The sequence below is a fragment of the Prochlorococcus marinus str. MIT 9312 genome, assembly GCF_000012645.1.
Lineage (GTDB): Bacteria > Cyanobacteriota > Cyanobacteriia > PCC-6307 > Cyanobiaceae > Prochlorococcus_A > Prochlorococcus_A marinus_L.
Genome location: NC_007577.1, coordinates 1,548,363 through 1,568,155, shown reverse-complemented (window position 1 = coordinate 1,568,155; position 19,793 = coordinate 1,548,363). Strand labels below are relative to the sequence as shown.

The 19,793-nt window shown below is 31.5% G+C and carries 18 protein-coding genes and 2 tRNA genes; 14 read left to right on the top strand and 6 right to left on the bottom strand.

All coding sequences use genetic code 11. The features are described from left to right. Nucleotides 1-84: 84 nt before the first annotated feature. A tRNA-Cys gene (locus tag PMT9312_RS08655) sits at nt 85-155 on the bottom strand. Between the two features lie 12 nt (nt 156-167). Here PMT9312_RS08655 and PMT9312_RS09530 point away from each other — a divergent pair. Both PMT9312_RS09530 and PMT9312_RS08645 read left to right on the top strand, forming a co-directional pair. Beyond that, nucleotides 168-1,427 (top strand): lipid-A-disaccharide synthase-related protein, encoded by a 1,260-nt coding sequence (locus tag PMT9312_RS09530; protein ID WP_225866665.1) that lies wholly within the window; start codon nt 168-170, stop codon nt 1,425-1,427. 28 nt (nt 1,428-1,455) lie between these two features. Further along, nucleotides 1,456-1,722: a hypothetical protein gene (locus PMT9312_RS08645; RefSeq protein WP_011377219.1), complete on the top strand. Its 267-nt coding sequence runs from the start codon at nt 1,456-1,458 to the stop codon at nt 1,720-1,722. 3 nt (nt 1,723-1,725) lie between these two features. On the opposite strand, the gene PMT9312_RS08640 is transcribed toward PMT9312_RS08645, so the two are convergent. Further along, nucleotides 1,726-2,361 carry a ribonuclease D gene (locus PMT9312_RS08640; RefSeq protein WP_011377218.1) on the bottom strand — a complete coding sequence of 212 codons (636 nt, stop codon included), beginning with the start codon at nt 2,359-2,361 and terminating at the stop codon, nt 1,726-1,728. A 157-nt stretch (nt 2,362-2,518) separates the two neighbouring features. Between PMT9312_RS08640 and PMT9312_RS08635 the strand changes: the two genes are divergently transcribed. Then, entirely contained in the window at nt 2,519-3,076 is a 558-nt protein-coding gene (locus PMT9312_RS08635) for a cofactor assembly of complex C subunit B (RefSeq protein ID WP_011377217.1), read from the top strand. Between the two features lie 28 nt (nt 3,077-3,104). Here the strand turns inward: PMT9312_RS08635 and hemF are convergent, their stop codons facing one another. Next, the gene (hemF, locus tag PMT9312_RS08630) at nt 3,105-4,133 is read right to left on the bottom strand and encodes an oxygen-dependent coproporphyrinogen oxidase (protein ID WP_011377216.1); all 1,029 of its coding nucleotides are present in this window, start codon (nt 4,131-4,133) and stop codon (nt 3,105-3,107) included. A gap of 157 nt (nt 4,134-4,290) precedes the next feature. On the opposite strand from hemF, the gene PMT9312_RS08625 reads away from it, so the two are divergent. From PMT9312_RS08625 to PMT9312_RS08590, 8 genes are all read left to right on the top strand, one after another. Next, on the top strand, nt 4,291-5,361 hold the full coding sequence (locus PMT9312_RS08625; RefSeq protein ID WP_011377215.1) for an Mrp/NBP35 family ATP-binding protein: 1,071 nt from the start codon (nt 4,291-4,293) through the stop codon (nt 5,359-5,361). A 3-nt stretch (nt 5,362-5,364) separates the two neighbouring features. Next, a complete protein-coding gene (rodA, locus tag PMT9312_RS08620; RefSeq protein WP_011377214.1) occupies nt 5,365-6,633 on the top strand; it encodes a rod shape-determining protein RodA in 1,269 nt (422 codons plus the stop codon). Next, nucleotides 6,633-7,997: a sensor histidine kinase gene (locus PMT9312_RS08615; RefSeq protein WP_011377213.1), complete on the top strand. Its 1,365-nt coding sequence runs from the start codon at nt 6,633-6,635 to the stop codon at nt 7,995-7,997. Before rodA ends, PMT9312_RS08615 begins: the two co-directional genes overlap by 1 nt. 111 nt (nt 7,998-8,108) lie before the next feature. Continuing rightward, the gene (locus PMT9312_RS08610; RefSeq protein ID WP_011377212.1) at nt 8,109-8,531 is read left to right on the top strand and encodes a photosystem I reaction center subunit II PsaD; all 423 of its coding nucleotides are present in this window, start codon (nt 8,109-8,111) and stop codon (nt 8,529-8,531) included. Nucleotides 8,532-8,590: 59 nt separating this feature from the next. Further along, nucleotides 8,591-10,111, top strand: a complete 1,521-nt coding sequence (locus PMT9312_RS08605) for an anthranilate synthase component I family protein (RefSeq protein WP_011377211.1) — start codon at nt 8,591-8,593, stop codon at nt 10,109-10,111. Continuing rightward, entirely contained in the window at nt 10,112-11,230 is a 1,119-nt protein-coding gene (gene gshA, locus PMT9312_RS08600) for a glutamate--cysteine ligase (RefSeq protein WP_011377210.1), read from the top strand. A gap of 53 nt (nt 11,231-11,283) precedes the next feature. Continuing rightward, nucleotides 11,284-14,253: a phosphoenolpyruvate carboxylase gene (gene ppc, locus PMT9312_RS08595; RefSeq protein WP_011377209.1), complete on the top strand. Its 2,970-nt coding sequence runs from the start codon at nt 11,284-11,286 to the stop codon at nt 14,251-14,253. Nucleotides 14,254-14,256: 3 nt separating this feature from the next. Then, nucleotides 14,257-14,703 (top strand): hypothetical protein, encoded by a 447-nt coding sequence (locus tag PMT9312_RS08590; RefSeq protein ID WP_011377208.1) that lies wholly within the window; start codon nt 14,257-14,259, stop codon nt 14,701-14,703. 10 nt (nt 14,704-14,713) lie between these two features. On the opposite strand, the gene PMT9312_RS08585 is transcribed toward PMT9312_RS08590, so the two are convergent. Further along, nucleotides 14,714-14,787, bottom strand: a tRNA-Arg gene (locus tag PMT9312_RS08585). Between the two features lie 56 nt (nt 14,788-14,843). Here PMT9312_RS08585 and recF point away from each other — a divergent pair. Both recF and speD read left to right on the top strand, forming a co-directional pair. Then, nucleotides 14,844-15,956: a DNA replication/repair protein RecF gene (gene recF, locus PMT9312_RS08575; RefSeq protein WP_318655366.1), complete on the top strand. Its 1,113-nt coding sequence runs from the start codon at nt 14,844-14,846 to the stop codon at nt 15,954-15,956. Nucleotides 15,957-16,009: 53 nt separating this feature from the next. Further along, the gene (gene speD / locus PMT9312_RS08570; RefSeq protein ID WP_011377206.1) at nt 16,010-16,444 is read left to right on the top strand and encodes an adenosylmethionine decarboxylase; all 435 of its coding nucleotides are present in this window, start codon (nt 16,010-16,012) and stop codon (nt 16,442-16,444) included. A gap of 9 nt (nt 16,445-16,453) precedes the next feature. Here the strand turns inward: speD and larE are convergent, their stop codons facing one another. After that, nucleotides 16,454-17,278, bottom strand: coding sequence for an ATP-dependent sacrificial sulfur transferase LarE (gene larE / locus PMT9312_RS08565; protein ID WP_011377205.1), 825 nt, complete (start codon nt 17,276-17,278; stop codon nt 16,454-16,456). A gap of 108 nt (nt 17,279-17,386) precedes the next feature. Between larE and PMT9312_RS08560 the strand changes: the two genes are divergently transcribed. Continuing rightward, nucleotides 17,387-18,547 carry a cob(I)yrinic acid a,c-diamide adenosyltransferase gene (locus tag PMT9312_RS08560; RefSeq protein ID WP_011377204.1) on the top strand — a complete coding sequence of 387 codons (1,161 nt, stop codon included), beginning with the start codon at nt 17,387-17,389 and terminating at the stop codon, nt 18,545-18,547. Nucleotides 18,548-18,561: 14 nt separating this feature from the next. Here PMT9312_RS08560 and PMT9312_RS08555 read toward each other — a convergent pair whose 3' ends face one another. Then, nucleotides 18,562-19,704: a ThiF family adenylyltransferase gene (locus PMT9312_RS08555; protein WP_011377203.1), complete on the bottom strand. Its 1,143-nt coding sequence runs from the start codon at nt 19,702-19,704 to the stop codon at nt 18,562-18,564. Nucleotides 19,705-19,793: the final 89 nt, after the last annotated feature.

Here is a 19,793-nt window from a genome sequence, read left to right as displayed (position 1 = left end):
AAATTCCACCAAAAATGTATAACAAATATATAAAACTTAAGCTTTTAGAAGGGTTTATAGGTAATTTAGTATCAAAATTAAAGAAGGCGGCACCCAGATTCGAACTGGGGATAAAGGATTTGCAATCCTCTGCCTTACCACTTGGCCATGCCGCCGAAAAAGATTTAATGCAATCTTTTTATGATCTTAACAGTAAGGTGACTCATTCTATATTATTTATATGCAATGGCCATGGAGAAGATGTAATCGCATCGGAAATAATAAAAAGATTATTAAAGAAAATAAAAAATAAAAATATCGAAGTCTTGCCTTTAGTAGGAAATGGAGATGTATTTAATTCCATAAAATCAAAGAATTTTTGTAAAATAGGCTATTTAAAAGAGCTACCTAGTGGAGGTTTTAGTAATCAAAGTCTGAAGGGATTTTTGCTTGATTTGTTTGCAGGATTTTTAATAGATAATTTAAGAAATTTTTTAATTGTAAAACAAAAGTCAAAACATAACTGCAAAATTATTGCAGTTGGAGATTTTCTACCATTACTTTATGCTTGGAGTTCAGAATGCGAATTCAGTTTTATTGGCACTCCCAAAAGTGACCATACTTGGAGTAGTGGACCAGGTTGGGCGTTAAGCGATTTTTATCATAAGTTGAAAGGTTCTGAATGGGACCCATGGGAAATGTTTTTAATGACATCTCCAAGATGTAAAAATTTAATTATGAGAGATCAAATAACAGCTAATAATTTGAATAGAAAAAATATTCATGCAACATATTTTGGCAATCCAATGATGGATTTTGTTAATTCAAAAAATGAAAAGATATCCAATATTATTGCTTTCAAAAGGATAATTTTATTAGTTGGAAGTAGATACCCAGAAGCATTTAAAAATCTTGATAATTTTCTTGATTGTTTGCAAGATTTTGATTTATCTAAGAATTTGGTAATACTTTTGCCTTTGAGCATTAATGCGAATGTGCTGCAAATTCAAAGTTATTTAAATAAATACGGTTTTAAAAAACAAAGTAAAACTAAATTTTTGATTGATCAAGATTCAGTATGGAAGAAGAAAGAAAAATATATATTGATTGGAAAAGGCAAATTCAATTTATGGGCCAATATGGCAGATATTGGCTTGTCTAATGCAGGAACTGCCACAGAGCAAATTGCTGGCTTAGGAATACCTTCTCTGTCACTTCCAGGATCTGGACCACAATTCACAAAATCATTTGCAAAAAGGCAATCAAGATTATTAGGGGGAAGTGTTTTAGTTTGCAAGAATAAAGAAATTCTTTTAAAACGTTTAAGTTTACTGTTGAGAGAAAAAGTTGCTAGGTTAGAACAATCGAAAATTGGTAAAAAAAGAATGGGGAAATCTGGCGCAAGTCAGAAAATTGTAGATTCTATAAACTCTCATTTGTTATCTTAGTAAATAACATTAGCGTTTTAATTTTTTTATGTATCCAATAAATGATCGGAAATATCTGAAAATTTGTGCAGAGATTGCAAAACTAATGAGTATAAGCTTATCCTCCGCTAAGAAGAAAGTAGAAATTCAAATTGCAAAAGAAGGCTCCAAAACTAATCAAGAAAAAATACAAGTTGCGCTAAATATCTTAGAAATTTGTAAAAAAAACGAAGTCAATAAATTAAGTTCTTCAAGAATACTTGATAAGCTTATGGAAACTCTTGATGGTGAAGATAATTTTTTAACTGAAGATTGATTTTTAATGTTCAAATATATTTGAAAATTTTAGGATGTCTAAATCAGCATGAACTGAAACTGTTTTGAAACATTTTTGAGCTAACTCATATCTATTCTCTCTATCTAAGATGACTTTTAATTTATGCATCGCTTCAATTAAATATCTAACATCATTTGAAGCATAATCTAATTGATCTTTTGTTAAATCTTCTTTGCTACCCCAATCACTGCTTTGTGAACTTTTGTCTAATTCTACCCCTAACAATTCATTAATTAAATCTTTTAAACCGTGTTTATTTGTATATGTTCTTGCCAACTTACTTGCAATTTTTGTACAAAAAATATTTTTTGTATTAATTCCAAGATTGCATTTTAGCGCTGCTACATCAAATCTTGCATAGTGAAAGATTTTAGTAATTTTTTCATCTTCAAGAAGTGCTTTTAAATTGGGAGCAGAAGATCTATTAAGTTCGATTTTTATACAGGCTGTTCTTCTAAGTTCATTGCATATTTGTACTAAACATAATCTATCTCTTCCATGAATCAACCCCATTGCTTCAGTGTCAATAGCAAGGTAGGATGATTTTTTATAGATATTATATAAATCTGCTGTTAAATCACTATAAAGAAAATCAATATTTTTATTTTCAATAGTCATATTTAATAAGTATTTAAAGACATTTACGATATTACGTAGTTTTTATGTAATTAAGATTTTTTTATCTGGTGCACTTATTTTACAGAATAAATCTATAAATTTATAATATGATGTAACTTTAATTTTTATTCTCTAGTTACAAAAAAAGATTTAGTTAATGTCTTATTCCTTAAATTCAACATTGTTGCTGACAATTCTTCTAGCTATAGGATTATTTTTTTTTCTTAGAGCCTCAAGTAAAGATAGAACAACCATTGTTGAGATTTCATCTGCTAAAGAGCCAGTGAAGGTTTTAAATGGTTTATGTGAATGGCTAAATTTAAGGGGATGGAAGCAAACGGGAGGAGATTTTGAACAAAGAATTTTAATATTTAAGGGACAAGTTGTTTCTAGTAAACTTTTAGCAATCTTTTTAGGTTTTCTTGGCGGCTTTGGATCTTGTGCTTTGGGATTAGTAATTATTCAAATATACCCTGAATTAGGGTGGTGGCCTATACTTTTAGGATTAATTGGTGGTCCTTTGTCTGGTATCGTTTATTTTAAAAAATCAGCAAGAGAGGAGAAATTCGAATTAAGATTGATTAACGAAAATGATAATAATTCAACTTTAATGAGATTAAGAGCGCATAGGGACGAATTAATCTCTTTAGAAAATGAACTTGGAGAAAAACTTCAATTGAAAAGCGACGGCTCTTTATTTAAAACTCCTATTTAAGATAAATTCCAAAGTAATTCGATAATTTTTAATCAAAAATATTATTCTCCATACAGAAATTTTCTAAATCTTTATCATTTAACCAATCTTGCGGTTTTGTAAAGATTGATGTAAGAAATTCCTCTCTAGAACCCTTTTTAGCTTTATATCCATACTCCCATCTGGCTAAAGGTGGTAATGACATTAATATTGATTCAGTCCTCCCGTTTGTTTGTAATCCAAAAATTGTCCCTCTATCCCAAACTAAATTGAATTCGACATATCTACCTCTTCGATATAGCTGGAATTCTCTTTCTTTTGATGTATATGTTTTATTAGCTCTTTTTTCAATAATAGGCAGATATGAAGGGAGGAATGCCTGCCCACAGTTTTCCGCTAAAGAAAATAAATTATCCCAATTTAAATTAGATTTGCCAATATTTTCTGAAACTTTTGATGCCTCTCCATTTTGATTATTTCCTCTATAAATATTGCCTGAACCATCTTGATAGTCATAAAAAATACCACCTATTCCTCTAGATTCATTTCTGTGCTTTAAGAAGAAATATTCATCACACCATGGTTTAAAAACTTTATGTAAGTCTTTATCAACTTTTTCACAAGCTTTTTTATGTTCTTTATGAAAATTTCTCACATCAGAAAGATATGGATAAAAAGGGGTTAAGTCTGCACCTCCGCCAAACCACCAAACAGGACCAGCTTCGAAATATCGATAATTCAGATGAACTGTTGGAATAAAGGGATTCTTAGGATGCAAAACCATAGAAGTTCCCGTAGCAAACCATTCATGACCTTTTGCTTCGGGCCTTTGGGAGATTATAGATTGAGGTAATTCTTTTCCCTGTACTTCCGAAAAATTTACTCCTGCTTGCTCAAAAATAGAACCATTTTTCAATACTCTTGATCTTCCACCGCCACCTTCGTCTCTTAGCCAGGATTCTTCTGTAAATTTCCCTTTTCCATCTATATTTTCAAGCCCTGAACAAATTTTGTCTTGTAGAGTTAATAAGAGATTTTTAGTTTTTTCTCTCGAGTTTTTAGGAGGTTCTTTCAACATGTATTTAGTAAATCTTGAAGAAAATTTTTTTTGGTTAATTATAAGTTTCCCTTTATAATTTCTCTTAGGGGGACCTTATTTCCTATTATTTGATAGTTCGACATAGTTCTTAATCTTTTAAACAGTCGACTACCTTGTCAAAATATTTAAAAATTTAATGACCACAATAGAAGATGCGAATTTTGCTTTACAAAAGGTTCTTGATGCTGGATCACAAAAAAATGTAATTGAATTAGCTTGGATTAAAAACGTAAGAGTAACTATACCGAGAGTAATCGTAACATTATCATTGCCATCATTTGCAAATTCTCAGAGAGATAGAATTGTACAAGAGGTTAGAAAAGTACTACTGGATTTTGAAGATATTGATGATGTTCAAATAGAGATAGATAATAATCCTTCCAAAACAGAATCTCAAAATCAAAGTAATGCTCCTGAGTTGAAGAAGATTGGTGGGATTCGTCATATCATAGCTGTTAGCAGTGGTAAAGGTGGAGTTGGGAAAAGTACCATTGCAGTTAACCTCGCTTGTTCTCTAGCTAAATTAGGCTCTAAAACTGGTTTGCTGGATGCGGATATATATGGACCTAATACTCCCTCAATGATGGGAGTTGCTGAACAGAATCCAAAGGTTACAGAAGGTAGTGGCAGTGATCAAAGGTTAATACCAATAAATAAATATGGAATTTCATTGGTATCAATGGGTTTCCTCATAGAAGAAGGTCAGCCAGTTATATGGAGAGGACCAATGCTTAATAGTATTATCCGACAATTTTTGTACCAAGTTGAATGGAATAATCTTGATTTTTTGGTTATTGACTTGCCTCCTGGAACAGGAGACGCTCAAATATCCCTTTCTCAATCTGTGCCTATTTCTGGAGCTATAGTTGTCACTACTCCTCAACAAGTATCTTTACAAGATGCAAGGAGGGGATTAGCAATGTTTAAACAACTCGGAGTACCTTTACTGGGAATTGTAGAAAATATGTCAGTATTTATTCCGCCAGATATGCCAGGTAAAAAATATGAAATTTTTGGTAAAGGTGGTGGACAAACATTAGCTAAAGAAAATGATTTACCATTATTAGCCCAAATACCTATTGAAATTCCTCTCGTTAATGATAGTAATAAAGGTATACCAATCTCAATAAGCCAACCCAATAAAGAAAGTTCTGTTGTATTTAGTAATTTAGCTCAATTAATTAAGAATCAATTCGTTAATAGTTAATTGATGTTTAGGAGAATTTCTTTATTAAATAACAGAGGATTTTTACAAAAAAAAGATAACTTTAATAGAGGTTTTTTATTTTCTCCAATACTTATAATTCCTCTGTTTTTAGTTATTATTTCGGGTTTATTAATAAAAAGTATTCAGGGTGATTTTTTAGTATCGAACTATTTAGGTCATATCCTAACTGGTTTTTTAGGTTATTTTTTAGCATTTTTTATTTCTTATATACCGTTAGAGAGAATTAGAAAGTATTTGGTTCCATTTTATTTTTGTACTTTAATATCCTTATTACTAATTTATTTTTTTGGGATTTCAGTTTCTGGAGCTCAAAGATGGCTAAACTTTGGCATCTTTTCTTTTCAGCCTTCAGAAGTAGCTAAACTTAGTACTGTGTTAACTCTTGCTTTAGTACTCGACAAAAAAATAATTTTAACAATAAGAGATTTAGTATTGCCCTTATTAGTAGTAGTTATTCCTTGGTTATTAATTTTCTTTCAACCGGACTTAGGTACCTCTTTAGTTTTACTTGTTTTGACAGGTGTGATGCTCTATTGGTCGCATATGCCCATAGAGTGGATTTTGATATTAGTGTTTTGTATTATCACTGCTGCATTTTATCTAACCTTACCAACTCTTCTTATTTTCTGGATTCCATTTATAGGATATCTTGCTTATAGATCTTCGAAAAAGAAAATTATTTTTTCTGCTCTCGCTATTTCGTTACATTTATTAGTGGCAAAATTGACACCAATTTTGTGGCAATATGGCTTAAAAGAATATCAAAAAGATAGATTAGTTTTATTTTTAGATCCAAATAGAGATCCATTAGGTGGCGGATATCATTTGATACAGAGTCAAATTGCAATTGGTTCTGGAGGATTATTTGGGACGGGTTTGCTACAAGGTAAGCTGACTAATTTGCAATTTATACCGGAACAACATACTGATTTTATATTCAGTGCTCTAGGCGAAGAATTGGGTTTTGTAGGGTGCATGATAGTTTTATTTTTGTTCTTTTTTTTGATTAAAAAACTTATTAATACTGCAACAATTGCTAGGACTAATTTTGAATCTCTAATTGTTATTGGAATAGCCTCAACTTTTTTATTTCAAATAATAATTAACTTATTTATGACTATTGGATTAGGACCAGTGACTGGGATTCCCCTTCCTTTTATGAGCTATGGTCGAACGTCATTGGTGACTAATTTTATATCTATTGGATTTGTTTTATCTATATTGAAACGTTCTAGATCACTAAGAAATTGATGAAATCACAAATAACTATAAAAAAAATTCAAGACCTTTTGATTAAAGGAGTTCAAACTATACATGTGGATGATGATTCATCCAGAAGAATGTGGTGGGCTTCTTTAGAAGTTATTCAGAAAGATTTCCTATCTCAAAATTATAAACAGGGGGGGATTTGGGTTGCCTCACCTTTGCCTGCTTTTAATGATAAAAAATTTTTAAATCAATTTTATGGATGGCTTTGGTCTCCTGAGGGTTTTCCATATTTTCAGAATAAGAATGCAGGTTTTTTACCAGTCAAAAATTTAGACAAGATAAAAAAAGATTTCGATTTAGTTAGTAATTATAAAGTCTTAAATCTTAGTCAAGAAGATGGTTATGAACCTTTTTTAATGATAATCACCCCAAATTTTCAATGCATATTATCAATTGTAGGAGAAAAAGATAAGAAAATTTTATTAATGAAGTGTGATGAAGAAAGCCTTAAACTTTCAATTGAATTAATGCATGCAAAATTAAACCAAGAAAATTATGAGGAAGGAGTAAAATTTCGTAATGCAATCAATAATTTAGGTAACCTTAATATTAATAATCAATTTGAAAAATTATTTTGGCCAACATTATCGGCAAAATTAGCAAATATTGCTCCAAATCATAATATACAGAATTCTGTAAAAAACGATGAAAAAAATGTGCAAATAACTGAAGCAAAATTGTTAAGTGCAATTTCTCATGAAGTCAGAACTCCCTTAGCTACTATAAGAACCCTAATAAGTTCTACTTTAAAAAAATATAATATGGATGAATCAATGAGAAATCGTTTGATTCAAATAGATAATGAATGTAATGAACAAATTGATAGGTTCGGTTTAATTTTTAATGCTGCAGAATTAGTAAGTAACGAAGTTACTTCATCAAATAATTTGGCAAAAATTAATTTAGCCGAAATTTTTAAAAAACTTTCTCCTGTATGGAATAAACAATTAAACCGACGTGGGATTTTTTTCAAGATAGACATCCCCAGTCAACTTCCGCAAATTTTGAGTGATTCTGAAAAACTAGAATTAATGTTAAGGGGATTAATTGATAAAAATACTAGAGGATTGAAAGAGGGCAGTACATTAGTTTTAGAATTAAGACCAGCTGGCCAAAAACTAAAACTTCAACTAAAAGTACAAAAATCAGATTGTAATCGAAAAGAAATATTAAAAAAAGAAAATGGTTCTGATATAGGTCCTGTTTTAAATTGGAACCCTCAAACGGGGAGTTTACAACTAAGTCAAAATGCCACTCAAAAGTTGTTAGCAAGTTTAGGAGGGCATGTTACTCAAAGGCGTGATACAGGTTTGACAGTATTTTTCCCCATTTCAGATTCAAAATGAAATGAGAAATAACTTTAATATTTATTAAATAATGTAGAAACTTTCTTGTAAATTTTGAATTTTGTAAAATATGAATGCTAATTTCTTAGTATAAATAACTCAAAATCTAGAATGACGGAAACTTTAGTTGGTCAATTTCCAAAGCATATAGGAAGTACTGGGGGTTTATTGAACTCAGCAGAAACCGAAGAAAAATATGCGATTGTATGGAATAGTTCAAAAGAACAAGCATTTGAATTACCCACTGGTGGTGCTGCTATTATGCATGAAGGTGATAATTTAATGTATTTTGCAAGAAAGGAACAATGTCTTGCACTAGGAACACAATTACGATCTTTTAAACCAAGAATTGAGGACTTCAAAATCTACCGAATTTTCCCAGGCGGTGATATTGAATTCTTACATCCAAAAGATGGTGTTTTCCCTGAGAAAGTTAATGAGGGTAGAGAAAAAGTTGGCCATAACCCAAGGCGAATAGGTGAGAATCCTAATCCAGCTGGGTTGAAATTTACAACTAAGAATACTTTTGATTAAATTACTCAAAGTTGATATAAAAGAAGAATATATTTATAATTTGGGTTGATACTATTAGTATGATCAGCTCAAATAAAGATAGTTTTTTAAAAGCTTACAAAGAAGGTAAAAATTTTATACCTATCACTCAAACTTGGCCAGCAGATTTAGAGACTCCATTATCTACTTGGTTAAAATTATCCGAAAAAGATTCACATGGAGTTTTTCTTGAGTCTGTTGAAGGAGGAGAGAGTTTGGGAAGGTGGAGTATCGTAGCTACTAAACCTCTTTGGGAAGCCGTTTGTTATGGAGAAGAAATAGTTAAAACCTGGAATAATGGGAAAACGGAAATGTATAAGGGCGATCCCTTTAATATTTTAAGAACTTGGACAAAGGAATATAAATCATCTATGCTTGATGGCTTACCATCAATTGGGCAATTATATGGGTCTTGGGGTTATGAATTAATTAATCGAATAGAACCAAGTGTTCCAATAAATAAAATACAAGAAAACAATATACCTTATGGTTCTTGGATGTTTTTTGATCAGTTAGTTGTTTTTGATCAAATTAAAAGATGTATAACCGCAGTAGTTTATGCAGATATAACTTCTTCAAAAGAGTCTTCTGTTGAAGAAGTTTATCTAAACTCAATTTCTAAAATTCAGAAAACTAGAGATTTAATGAAAGTCCCTCTAAAAGAATACGAGTTTTTAGATTGGAATGAAAATGAGAATTTCAATTTAGATCTTAAAAGTAATTGGAAGAAAAAAGATTTTGAGGATGCAGTTCTTTCTGCAAAAAAATACATAAGAAAAGGGGATATCTTCCAAATTGTTATAAGTCAGAGATTTCAAACTCAAGTCAATAATGATCCCTTTAATTTATACAGAAGTTTGAGGATGGTTAATCCTTCCCCATATATGTCATTTTTTGATTTTGGCTCATGGTATCTGATAGGTTCCAGTCCTGAAGTCATGGTTAAAGCTGAAAAAAATAAAAATAGTCAGATAGTTGCAAGCTTAAGACCAATAGCTGGGACAAGACCTAGGGGAATTGATAATAAACAAGATCTGGAATTTGAAAAAGATTTATTAAAAGATCCAAAAGAGATAGCTGAGCATGTAATGCTAATAGATCTTGGAAGAAATGACCTTGGAAGAGTTTGTGAAATTGGTACTGTGGAGGTAAAAGATTTAATGGTTATTGAGAAATATTCACATGTTATGCATATAGTGAGTGAAGTTGAGGGAATCTTAAAAGAAAATACTGATGTATGGGATTTGCTAAAGGCATGTTTTCCAGCCGGGACAGTAACTGGTGCGCCAAAAATAAGAGCTATGCAATTGATTAAACACTTTGAAAAAGATGCTAGAGGACCTTATGCTGGTGTTTATGGATCTATTGATATTAATGGAGCATTAAATACGGCAATTACAATAAGAACTATGATAGTCAAACCCTCAGAAGATGGAAAATTTGATGTCTCAGTGCAGGCAGGAGCTGGAATAGTTGCTGATTCTTCTCCTGAAAATGAATATCAAGAGACAATAAATAAAGCTAAGGGGATACTGAAATCATTAGCCTGTTTGGATAATTAAATGAGTAAAAATAATCTTTATAAGGGTTTTGAAGTAGAACTTTTCACAGGTTCGTTTAATTCTCATATTGGTATTTCAGCTGATATTGAAAAAGAATTTTCTAATTTTGTGAAAGAGCCAGATAAAAGGAATGTTGAATACATAACAACACCTGAAAAAGACTATAACTTTTTATACGAGAAATTAATAAATCCAAGAAAAAAATTAAGGCTATGGCTAAACAATAAAGGGTTAACAATCATTCCTTCATCCACTCTTTGCTTTAAACATGATATTCAATTGCAAAGATCTGATTTTGCAAATGTTTATCATCAATTTATAGAAGATAATTATGGAATCTCTATTGCAACTTCAAGTGTTCACATAAATATAGGAATTGATGACTTAGATAAGCTTTTTACTGCGATAAGGCTGATAAGATCTGAGGCTGCTTTGTATCTATCAATAAGTGCTAGCTCACCTTTTTTAAATAATAAAATTACTGAAAATCATTCTCAAAGATGGATTCAGTTTCCAAGAACACCAAGTAAAGTTCCTTTTTTCGTAAATCATAATAGCTATGTCGATTGGATCGAGGAAAATATAGATAATAAAAATATGCAAAACATCAGGCATTTTTGGTCTTCAATTCGACCAAATGGTCCCCAAAGGCCTTTAATTCTTGATCGTTTGGAATTAAGAATTTGTGATTTTGTTCATGATATTAATTTGCTATTAGGTATAACGGCTATGCTAGAACTAAGGATTTTACATCTTTTTGAGAATATAAATGCTTTAGATCCTTTGACTGCTAGTATTTTTTCTATTGATGAATTATCAGAAATATGTGATCAAAATGAAATTAATGCTGCTAAAAATAGTTTGAATTCAGAGTTAATTCACTGGCAAGATGGCAGAAAAGTTATTTGTAGAGACTGGATTAAAGACTTATTATCAGATTTATCATCCACCGCAGAAAAGTTTAATATGAAATATCTTTTGAAACCTATCCACAAAGTACTTGAAGAGGGTAATCAATCTATGAAATGGATAAATCAACATGAGAAAGGTCTTTCTATTGAGCAGATAATGAAAATTTCTATCGATGAAATGATCAAGAGTGAAAAAAAGAATGTTTGATTATTTAAACAATTTTTTGATCTGAACATTTTCACTTGTGACATAATGATTATATGGAATCCTTTCAACAGATAAAAAATAATAAAGTGGATCTTATAAGTACTAATGATCCACTTGATAAAAATCGTCTTTTAATAGAGGATTTGTGGGAATCTGTACTTAGAGAAGAATGCCCAGATGATCAAGCAGAGAGATTAATCCAACTTAAAGAATTAAGTTATTCAAAACAAATAGAAGGTGATAGTTCAAAAACCTTTAAAAAAGAAATAGTTGATATTGTAAATTCTATGGATTTAGCAGAATCCATTGCAGCAGCAAGAGCTTTTTCATTATATTTTCAACTTGTGAATATTTTGGAACAAAGAGTGGAGGAAGATAGATATATTCAAAGTTTTACCAATAAAAATGTTCAAAAATCGCCCGATAATCTTGATCCCTTTGCCCCAGCATTGGCTAGACAAAATGCTCCAGTAACTTTTAGAGAATTATTTTATAGGTTGAGAAAATTAAATGTACCTCCAGGAAAATTAGAGGAGTTATTGCAGGAAATGGATATTCGTTTAGTTTTTACTGCACATCCGACCGAAATAGTAAGACATACGATTAGACATAAGCAAACCAGAGTCGCAAATTTGTTAAAAAAAATTCAGGTTGAGCAATTTTTAACAAAAGAAGAAAAAAACTTTCTAAAAATCCAATTAAAAGAGGAAGTAAGACTTTGGTGGAGAACAGATGAATTACATCAATTTAAACCTTCAGTTTTAGACGAAGTAGATTATGCCTTGCACTATTTTCAGCAAGTTTTATTTAATGCAATGCCTCAATTGAGAGGCAGAATCGCTGAAGCACTCACTGAAAATTATCCAGATGTTCAACTGCCCTCTCAATCTTTCTGTAACTTCGGTTCTTGGGTAGGCTCCGATAGGGATGGTAATCCATCGGTCACTCCCGAGATAACATGGAGAACTGCCTGCTACCAAAGGCAATTAATGTTGGAAAGATATATTACTGCAACATCTCATCTTAGAGATCAATTAAGTGTCTCAATGCAATGGAGTCAAGTAAGTTCTTCTCTATTAGAGTCATTAGAAACAGATAGGGTTAAGTTCCCAGCAATTTATGAAGCTAGGGCGACAAGATACAGATCAGAACCTTATAGATTGAAATTAAGTTATATTTTAGAAAAATTGAGGCTAACACAAGAAAGGAATAATTTATTGGCTGACAATGGGTGGAAATTTGACTTAGAAGGAGAATTGAATACTAAAAATATAGATAAAGTTGAAAATTTATATTATAAATCAGTAAATGAATTTACCTATGATCTCGAACTAATTAAAAATAGCCTTATTAGTACAGATTTGACTTGCGAGGCAGTCAATACATTACTTACTCAGGTTCATATTTTTGGATTTTCTTTAGCAAGTTTAGATATTCGTCAAGAAAGTACAAGGCATAGTGACGCCATACAAGAGCTTACAAAATATCTCGATTTATCTGTGCAATATGACCAAATGTCTGAGGATGAGAAAATTAAATGGCTTGTAGACGAATTAAATACAAAAAGGCCTTTAATTCCCTCTGACGTAAAATGGACAAACACTACAGAAGAAACTTTTTCAGTTTTTAAAATGGTTAAGAGACTTCAGCAAGAATTTGGAAGTCGAATTTGTCATGCTTATGTAATTTCAATGAGTCATAGTGCATCTGATTTGCTTGAAGTACTCTTACTGGCAAAAGAAATGGGACTTCTTGATCAAAATTCAAAAAATTCAAACTTATTAGTTGTACCTCTTTTTGAAACGGTTGAAGACCTTAAAAGAGCACCTGAAGTAATGGAAAAGTTGTTTAAATTAGATTTCTACAAATCATTATTGCCAAAAGTTGGAGAATCTTTTAAACCTCTTCAAGAATTAATGCTTGGATATTCTGATAGTAATAAAGATTCAGGATTTGTTTCTAGTAATTGGGAAATTCATAGAGCCCAAATAGCTCTTCAAAATCTTGCAAGTAGAAATAACATATTGCTAAGACTTTTTCATGGAAGAGGGGGTTCTGTAGGTAGAGGGGGCGGACCTGCCTATCAGGCAATATTGGCTCAACCAAGCGGTACTTTAAAAGGGCGAATAAAAATAACAGAACAAGGTGAAGTTTTAGCGTCTAAATATAGTCTTCCTGAACTGGCTTTGTACAACCTTGAAACTGTTACTACAGCTGTAATTCAAAATAGTTTGGTAAATAATAGACTTGATGCTACTCCAGAATGGAATCAATTAATGTCTAGGTTGGCAGAAACATCAAGGTCTCACTACAGAAAATTAGTGTATGAGAATCCTGACTTGTTAAATTTCTTTCAAGAGGTTACGCCTATTGAAGAAATAAGTAAATTACAAATATCTAGCAGGCCTGCAAGAAGAAAAAAAGGTGCAAAAGATTTGTCAAGTTTAAGAGCTATTCCATGGGTATTTGGTTGGACACAAAGTAGATTTCTCTTACCTAGTTGGTTTGGAGTAGGTACTGCATTATCATCTGAATTAAATTCAGACCCACAACAAATTGAATTATTAAGAGTCCTACATCAAAGATGGCCATTTTTTAGGATGCTTATATCTAAGGTAGAAATGACACTATCTAAGGTCGATTTAGAAGTTGCTAAATATTATGTTGACACTCTTGGCAGTGAAGAAAATAAAGATTCTTTTGATGATATTTTTGAAGTAATTTCGAAAGAATATAGTCTTACAAAATCTTTAGTTCTTGAAATTACTGGCAAAAATAAGCTACTCGAATCTGATAGAGACTTAAAATCTTCAGTAAGCTTAAGAAATAAGACAATTATCCCATTGGGATTTTTGCAGGTTTCACTTTTAAGAAGACTTAGAGATCAAACAAGACAACCTCCAATTAGTGAATTTCTTATTGATAAAGATGAATCTAGAAGAGCATATAGTAGAAGTGAATTATTAAGGGGGGCCCTTCTAACTATTAATGGGATAGCAGCAGGCATGAGAAATACAGGTTGATAATTGCAATATTTTCCTAACAAAAAACTTGTTCTTCCAGAAGGTTATTTTGTTAACTCTTCTCAGATCCCATTAGCTAAAGAAGTTAACAAACTTTTAGCAAATTGTGGTTGCGATACATTTCCAATAAAGCCTCTTTCTGAGGCTATTCAGAAAAGTAATTTTTTTCTTACTATCCAGAATGAATTAAAAAATAAATTATATGGCTTTGTAAGGGTTACATCCGATAGGGGATTGAATGCTAATTTATGGAATTTAAGTGCAGCACCAGGTAATAATCAGCAACTTTATTATTCAATATTACTTCAAGTAACTCTTGATAAAATAAATAGAGAAATGCCTGGTTGCAGTATTTCTGTACAAGCACCGGTGTCTTCTTTTAAAAGCTTAGGAGAAAGTGGATTCATACTTGATCCAAATGGAATAAGAGTAATGGGATATAAACTTTAAAAATATATTACGAGCATGGAGGGATTCGAACCCACGACTCTCAGAACCGGAATCTGATGCTCTATCCAACTGAGCTACATGCCCTTTAATTTTTCAATTTCTTTAAAGACAATCTAAATACTTTAAACTTAGCTAATTTAATTAATAAATGCACAAAAAAAATTTTTTTAAATAAATTAAAAATTAAAAATTTTCGGAACCATAAAAGTTTTGAAATTGAACTAAAAGAGCAAAGAGCAATAGTTCTTGGTTGTAATGGTGTTGGCAAGTCAAATTTACTTGAAGCTGTTGAATTTTTAAGTCAATTAAAATCTAATAGAGCAATAAGTGATAAAGACTTAATAGAAAATGATAGTGATATGGCTGTAGTTATAGGACAAATAGATTTTGAAGATGATTTAAAGTTAAATTTATTCCGAAAAGGACCTAAAAGAATTTATGTCAATGAATCAATTTTGAAAAAGCAGAGTGAAATAAAGAATTATATTAGGAGCGTATGTTTCTGTTCTAATGATATAAATATTGTTAGAAGTGAACCCAGTTATCGAAGAACATGGATTGATAAAGTCGTATTTCAACTTGAACCAGTATATTTAGACTTAATAAGTAGATTTAACAGGCTTTTAAAACAAAGAAGTCATTTTTGGCGTTCAGAAAGCTTCCTAAATAGCCAATCCTCAGATATTTGTGAAAGCTTTGATATGCAAATGTCAATAATAAGTACAAGGATTTTCAGGCGCAGAAGAAGGGCTTTATTAAAAATAAAACCATATATTGAATATTGGCATAATCACTTAAGTAAATCTAAAGAGCAAATAGGCATCAATTATCTTTCTGGGATACAAAATATAAGTCCAGAAGAAGAAGAAGAAGAGGTTATTAGTAAGAAAATAGCAGAACAACTATTAAATCAGCGTTCAATCGAAGCTTTGACAGGTAAATGTAATTTTGGACCTCATCGTGATGATATTGAGTTTCTAATTAATAATATTTCAGTTAGAAAATATGGTTCATCTGGTCAGCAAAGAACTTTTATCTTGGCGTTAAAGATGGCTGAATTAGATTTTTTAAGTAAAACATTAAATGTCTCTCCAATACTGATATTGGATGATGTCTTAGCGGAACTTGATATAACTAGACAAAATTTGTTATTAAATTCTGTTGGTAAAGATAGTCAATGCTTTATAAGTGCGACACATCTAGATAAATTTAATCAATCTTTCTTAGGCTCTTCACAAATGATCTATTTATAATTTCTAATAGTACTATTTTTAGCTAATCTTATTCTTAAATATGAATTTCTTTAATGGAAGTCCCAAAAAAAAATCAAAATTTCAGTTCGTTTAGTAATGATGAAAAATTAGTCTATCAAAGTAAACACCTTTTGTTAGAACTTTATAGATGTGATTATGAAAAATTAAATGATGAATCCTTTTTACGATGTACCTTAAATAGGGCTGCAAAATTAGCAAAGGCAACAGTTCTGAATTTGATAAGTAATAAATTTGAACCTCAAGGAGTTACCGCAATTGCATTACTAGCTGAATCTCATATTTCAATACATACTTGGCCTGAATCTAATTATTCTGCAGTCGACATCTTTACATGTGGTCAAAATATGATGCCAGAACTTGCTAGTCAATATCTAATTGAAGCTTTAAAGGCTGAAGAACATTACTTGCGTGCTATTGAACGAAATCCTCCTGAGGCAGTTCTTCAAGAGATTAGAACGGCTGTTTAGCTTGCATTCTCATCTATTTAATTTTCCGCTTATTAATCCTTCAAGATCTAAACTTGTGCAATTAAATCCTAAATGGGAAAAATATTGAACCAAATCACTAAGATTATATTTTATAAAAAAATGCTTTAATTCATCTTGAGGAATTTCTATTCTTGCTGTTAAGCCCTGACATCTTACTCTAACTTCAGATAAACCACCTTCTTTGAGGTATTCTTCTGCTTTCTCAACCATTTTTAGCCTCTCACTAGTTATTTCATTGCCATAAGGAAATCTTGATGACAAGCAAGGTTGAGCAGGTTTATCCCACCAAGGGAAACCTAATGCTCTTGATATATCCCTAATATCTTGTTTTGAAAATTTAAACTTTGCAAGAGGCGAAATAACTCCTGCTTTTTTTGCGGCTTGTATACCTGGCCTATGATCTTTAAGATCATCAAGATTAACTCCATCTAAAACAATCTTGTAATTAAATTTTTTAGACAAATAGGTTGTATGTTTGTGAAGCTCTTTTTTGCATGCAAAGCATCTGTCTTTGGGATTTTCACTGTAACTTGATTGTTCTAATTCTGATGTTTGAATTTCTAAATGCTTTACTCCAATCCATTTTGCTTGACTTCTTGCATCTTCACGAAGTGTATTGGCTAGTGCAGGAGAAATCCCAGTAATTGCGATTGCTTTACTGCCTAATTGCTCGAACGCTAATGATGCTACCAATGTACTATCAACTCCTCCTGAATAAGCAATACAAACACTATCCAGATTCTTAATGTATCTTCTAATTGTATAAAGTTTTTCACTTTGTTCATCAGAGAGAATTTCTAGTTGATTGAACATGCTTATTACTTTAAAATTCAAATTACCTATGTATAGGTTGAATTTATTATTAAATGTTTAATAATATTCTTCACTATATCCTAGATTAAGTTTATTAACCTTGTTCCATTGACGAATAACATTAGAAATCGAGGTATTGGAATTGTCACAGCAAGTGACAGTCAAGAGAGATTAAAAGGTCAATTACATATTTATGATGGCGAAGGTAAGGGTAAAAGTCAGGCTGCTTTAGGTGTTGTGCTGAGGACGATAGGTTTAGGAATATGCGAAAAAAGACAGTCCAGAGTACTACTTCTTAGATTTTTAAAAGGTCCTGAGAGACCATATGATGAGGATTCTGCTATAGAGGCCTTGCAGAGAGGATTCCCACACTTAATTGACCACGTAAGGACAGGAAGATCGGAATTCTTTGCTGCTGACCAGGTGACAAAGTTTGATATTGGTGAGGCTGAGAGAGGTTGGAATATTGCTAAAGGTGCAATTGCTAGTTCTCTCTATTCAGTAGTTGTGCTTGATGAGCTGAATCCAGTTCTTGACTTAGGAATGCTTGATATCAAGGAAGTAGTTGATTCTCTTCAAAGTCGTCCTGATGGATTGGAAATAATTATTACAGGAAGGGCAGCCCCTCCTTCTTTGGTAAGAATATCGCAACTCCATTCAGAAATGAGACCGAGACTAAGTGGAGACTTATCAAAAATAACAGGACAAAGGAGATTTAATGGTGGAATTGAGATTTATACAGGTGAGGGAAAAGGGAAATCCACAAGTGCACTTGGCAAGGCTCTTCAAGCAATTGGTAAAGGAATATCTCAAGATAAAAGTCATAGAGTTTTAATATTACAGTGGTTAAAAGGTGGAAATGGTTATACCGAAGATGCTGCCATAGATGCTTTGAGAGAAAGTTACCCACATTTGGTAGATCATTTGCGTTCAGGAAGAGATGCAATCGTTTGGAGAGGTCAGCAACAACCAATTGATTATGTTGAGGCTGAAAGAGCATGGGAAATTGCTAAAGCTGCTATTTTGAGTGGTTTGTATAAAACAATTATTTTGGATGAATTGAATCCAACTGTTGATTTAGAGTTACTGCCTGTGGAATCAATACATCAAACGCTCTTAAAAAAACCAGCAGAAACAGAAGTTGTTATTACTGGGAGATGTAAAAATGAACCTTCATACTTTGAACTTGCTGATATTTACTCTGAAATGGTCTGTCATAAGCATTATGCAAATGTTGGAGTTGATTTAAAAAGAGGGGTAGATTACTAAATATTTTTGAAATATTAATTGCATAATAATTTTTTTACCTTTTCAATGCCACCTTCAATAGATCTCGATTTAATTTTGAATTTAGACAAGATTTTGGAAGCTTTTTCAGAACGTTTCCCCGATTTGCATATAGTGAAAACCTCTTTAATTAAACTTTCTTTTTGAATAAATTCTAAGTCAGGCTTTTGGCTCAAATGACTTAGGGGAATTGATATAGAACCCTCTATTGCAGAATTAGAAAATTCTTCATTTTCCCTAACATCAATTAAAAGAATTTTGTTGGGTTTTGCTTTGTATAAGCTATTAAAATCATTAGCATTGATTCTGTTGATTTTATTTTTATCAGAACATTCATCTTCACAATAAAAGTCCACAAACTGAGAAAGATTTTTGATTCGCTTATTTATTTGATCACCTTTTAGATTTAATTTTTTCATATTCATATTCAAGAGATCAAAAATCAAAATTTTCCCATCTAAAATTTCACCTTTTTTTAAAATGATTTTAATTATCTCATTCACTTGAAGAATGCCTATTAGACCTGTTGAAACTCCCACGACCCCATATTCCGCACAACTGGGAACATTATTTTTTGAGGGTGATTCTGGAAGCAAGTCTCTTAAATTAGGACTCTTTTCGTGTAAATTAAAAACACTTACTTGCCCTTCAAATCCTTGTACACTGCCAAAGACTAGAGGTTTCTTTAGTATCAGACACGCATCGTTTATCAAATATCTAGTGCTAAAGTTATCTGAGCAATCACAAATAATATCAAATTGTCGAATTATTTCTAGGGCATTTTTAGGATTAATTCTTTCAGCAAAAGTTATTAATTTAGAATTAGGATTCAATTTTCTCATTCTTTCCCGTGCAGAATCAATTTTAAGATTACCAATATTATTTGTTTCATGGATTATCTGTCTTTGTAGATTAGACTTCTCAACGTGATCATTATCTACTATTCCAATTTCTCCAATTCCTGATGCCGTCAGGTAAAGTAAAACAGAAGATCCAAGCCCGCCTGCGCCAATACATAATACTGAACTGTTTTTAATATCTATTTGACCCTCATAACCTATTTCTTTGAGAGTTAAATGTTTTTGATATCTTTCTTCTTCATCTGAGTTTAGGCAATTAAATTTGATATCTTTGGACATATCGATTCTTTAATTATGCAAAATTAACTATGAAAATATAATAATTAAAATAAAAATTTTAGCCTTTTTAAAATCTCCTATTACTTAAT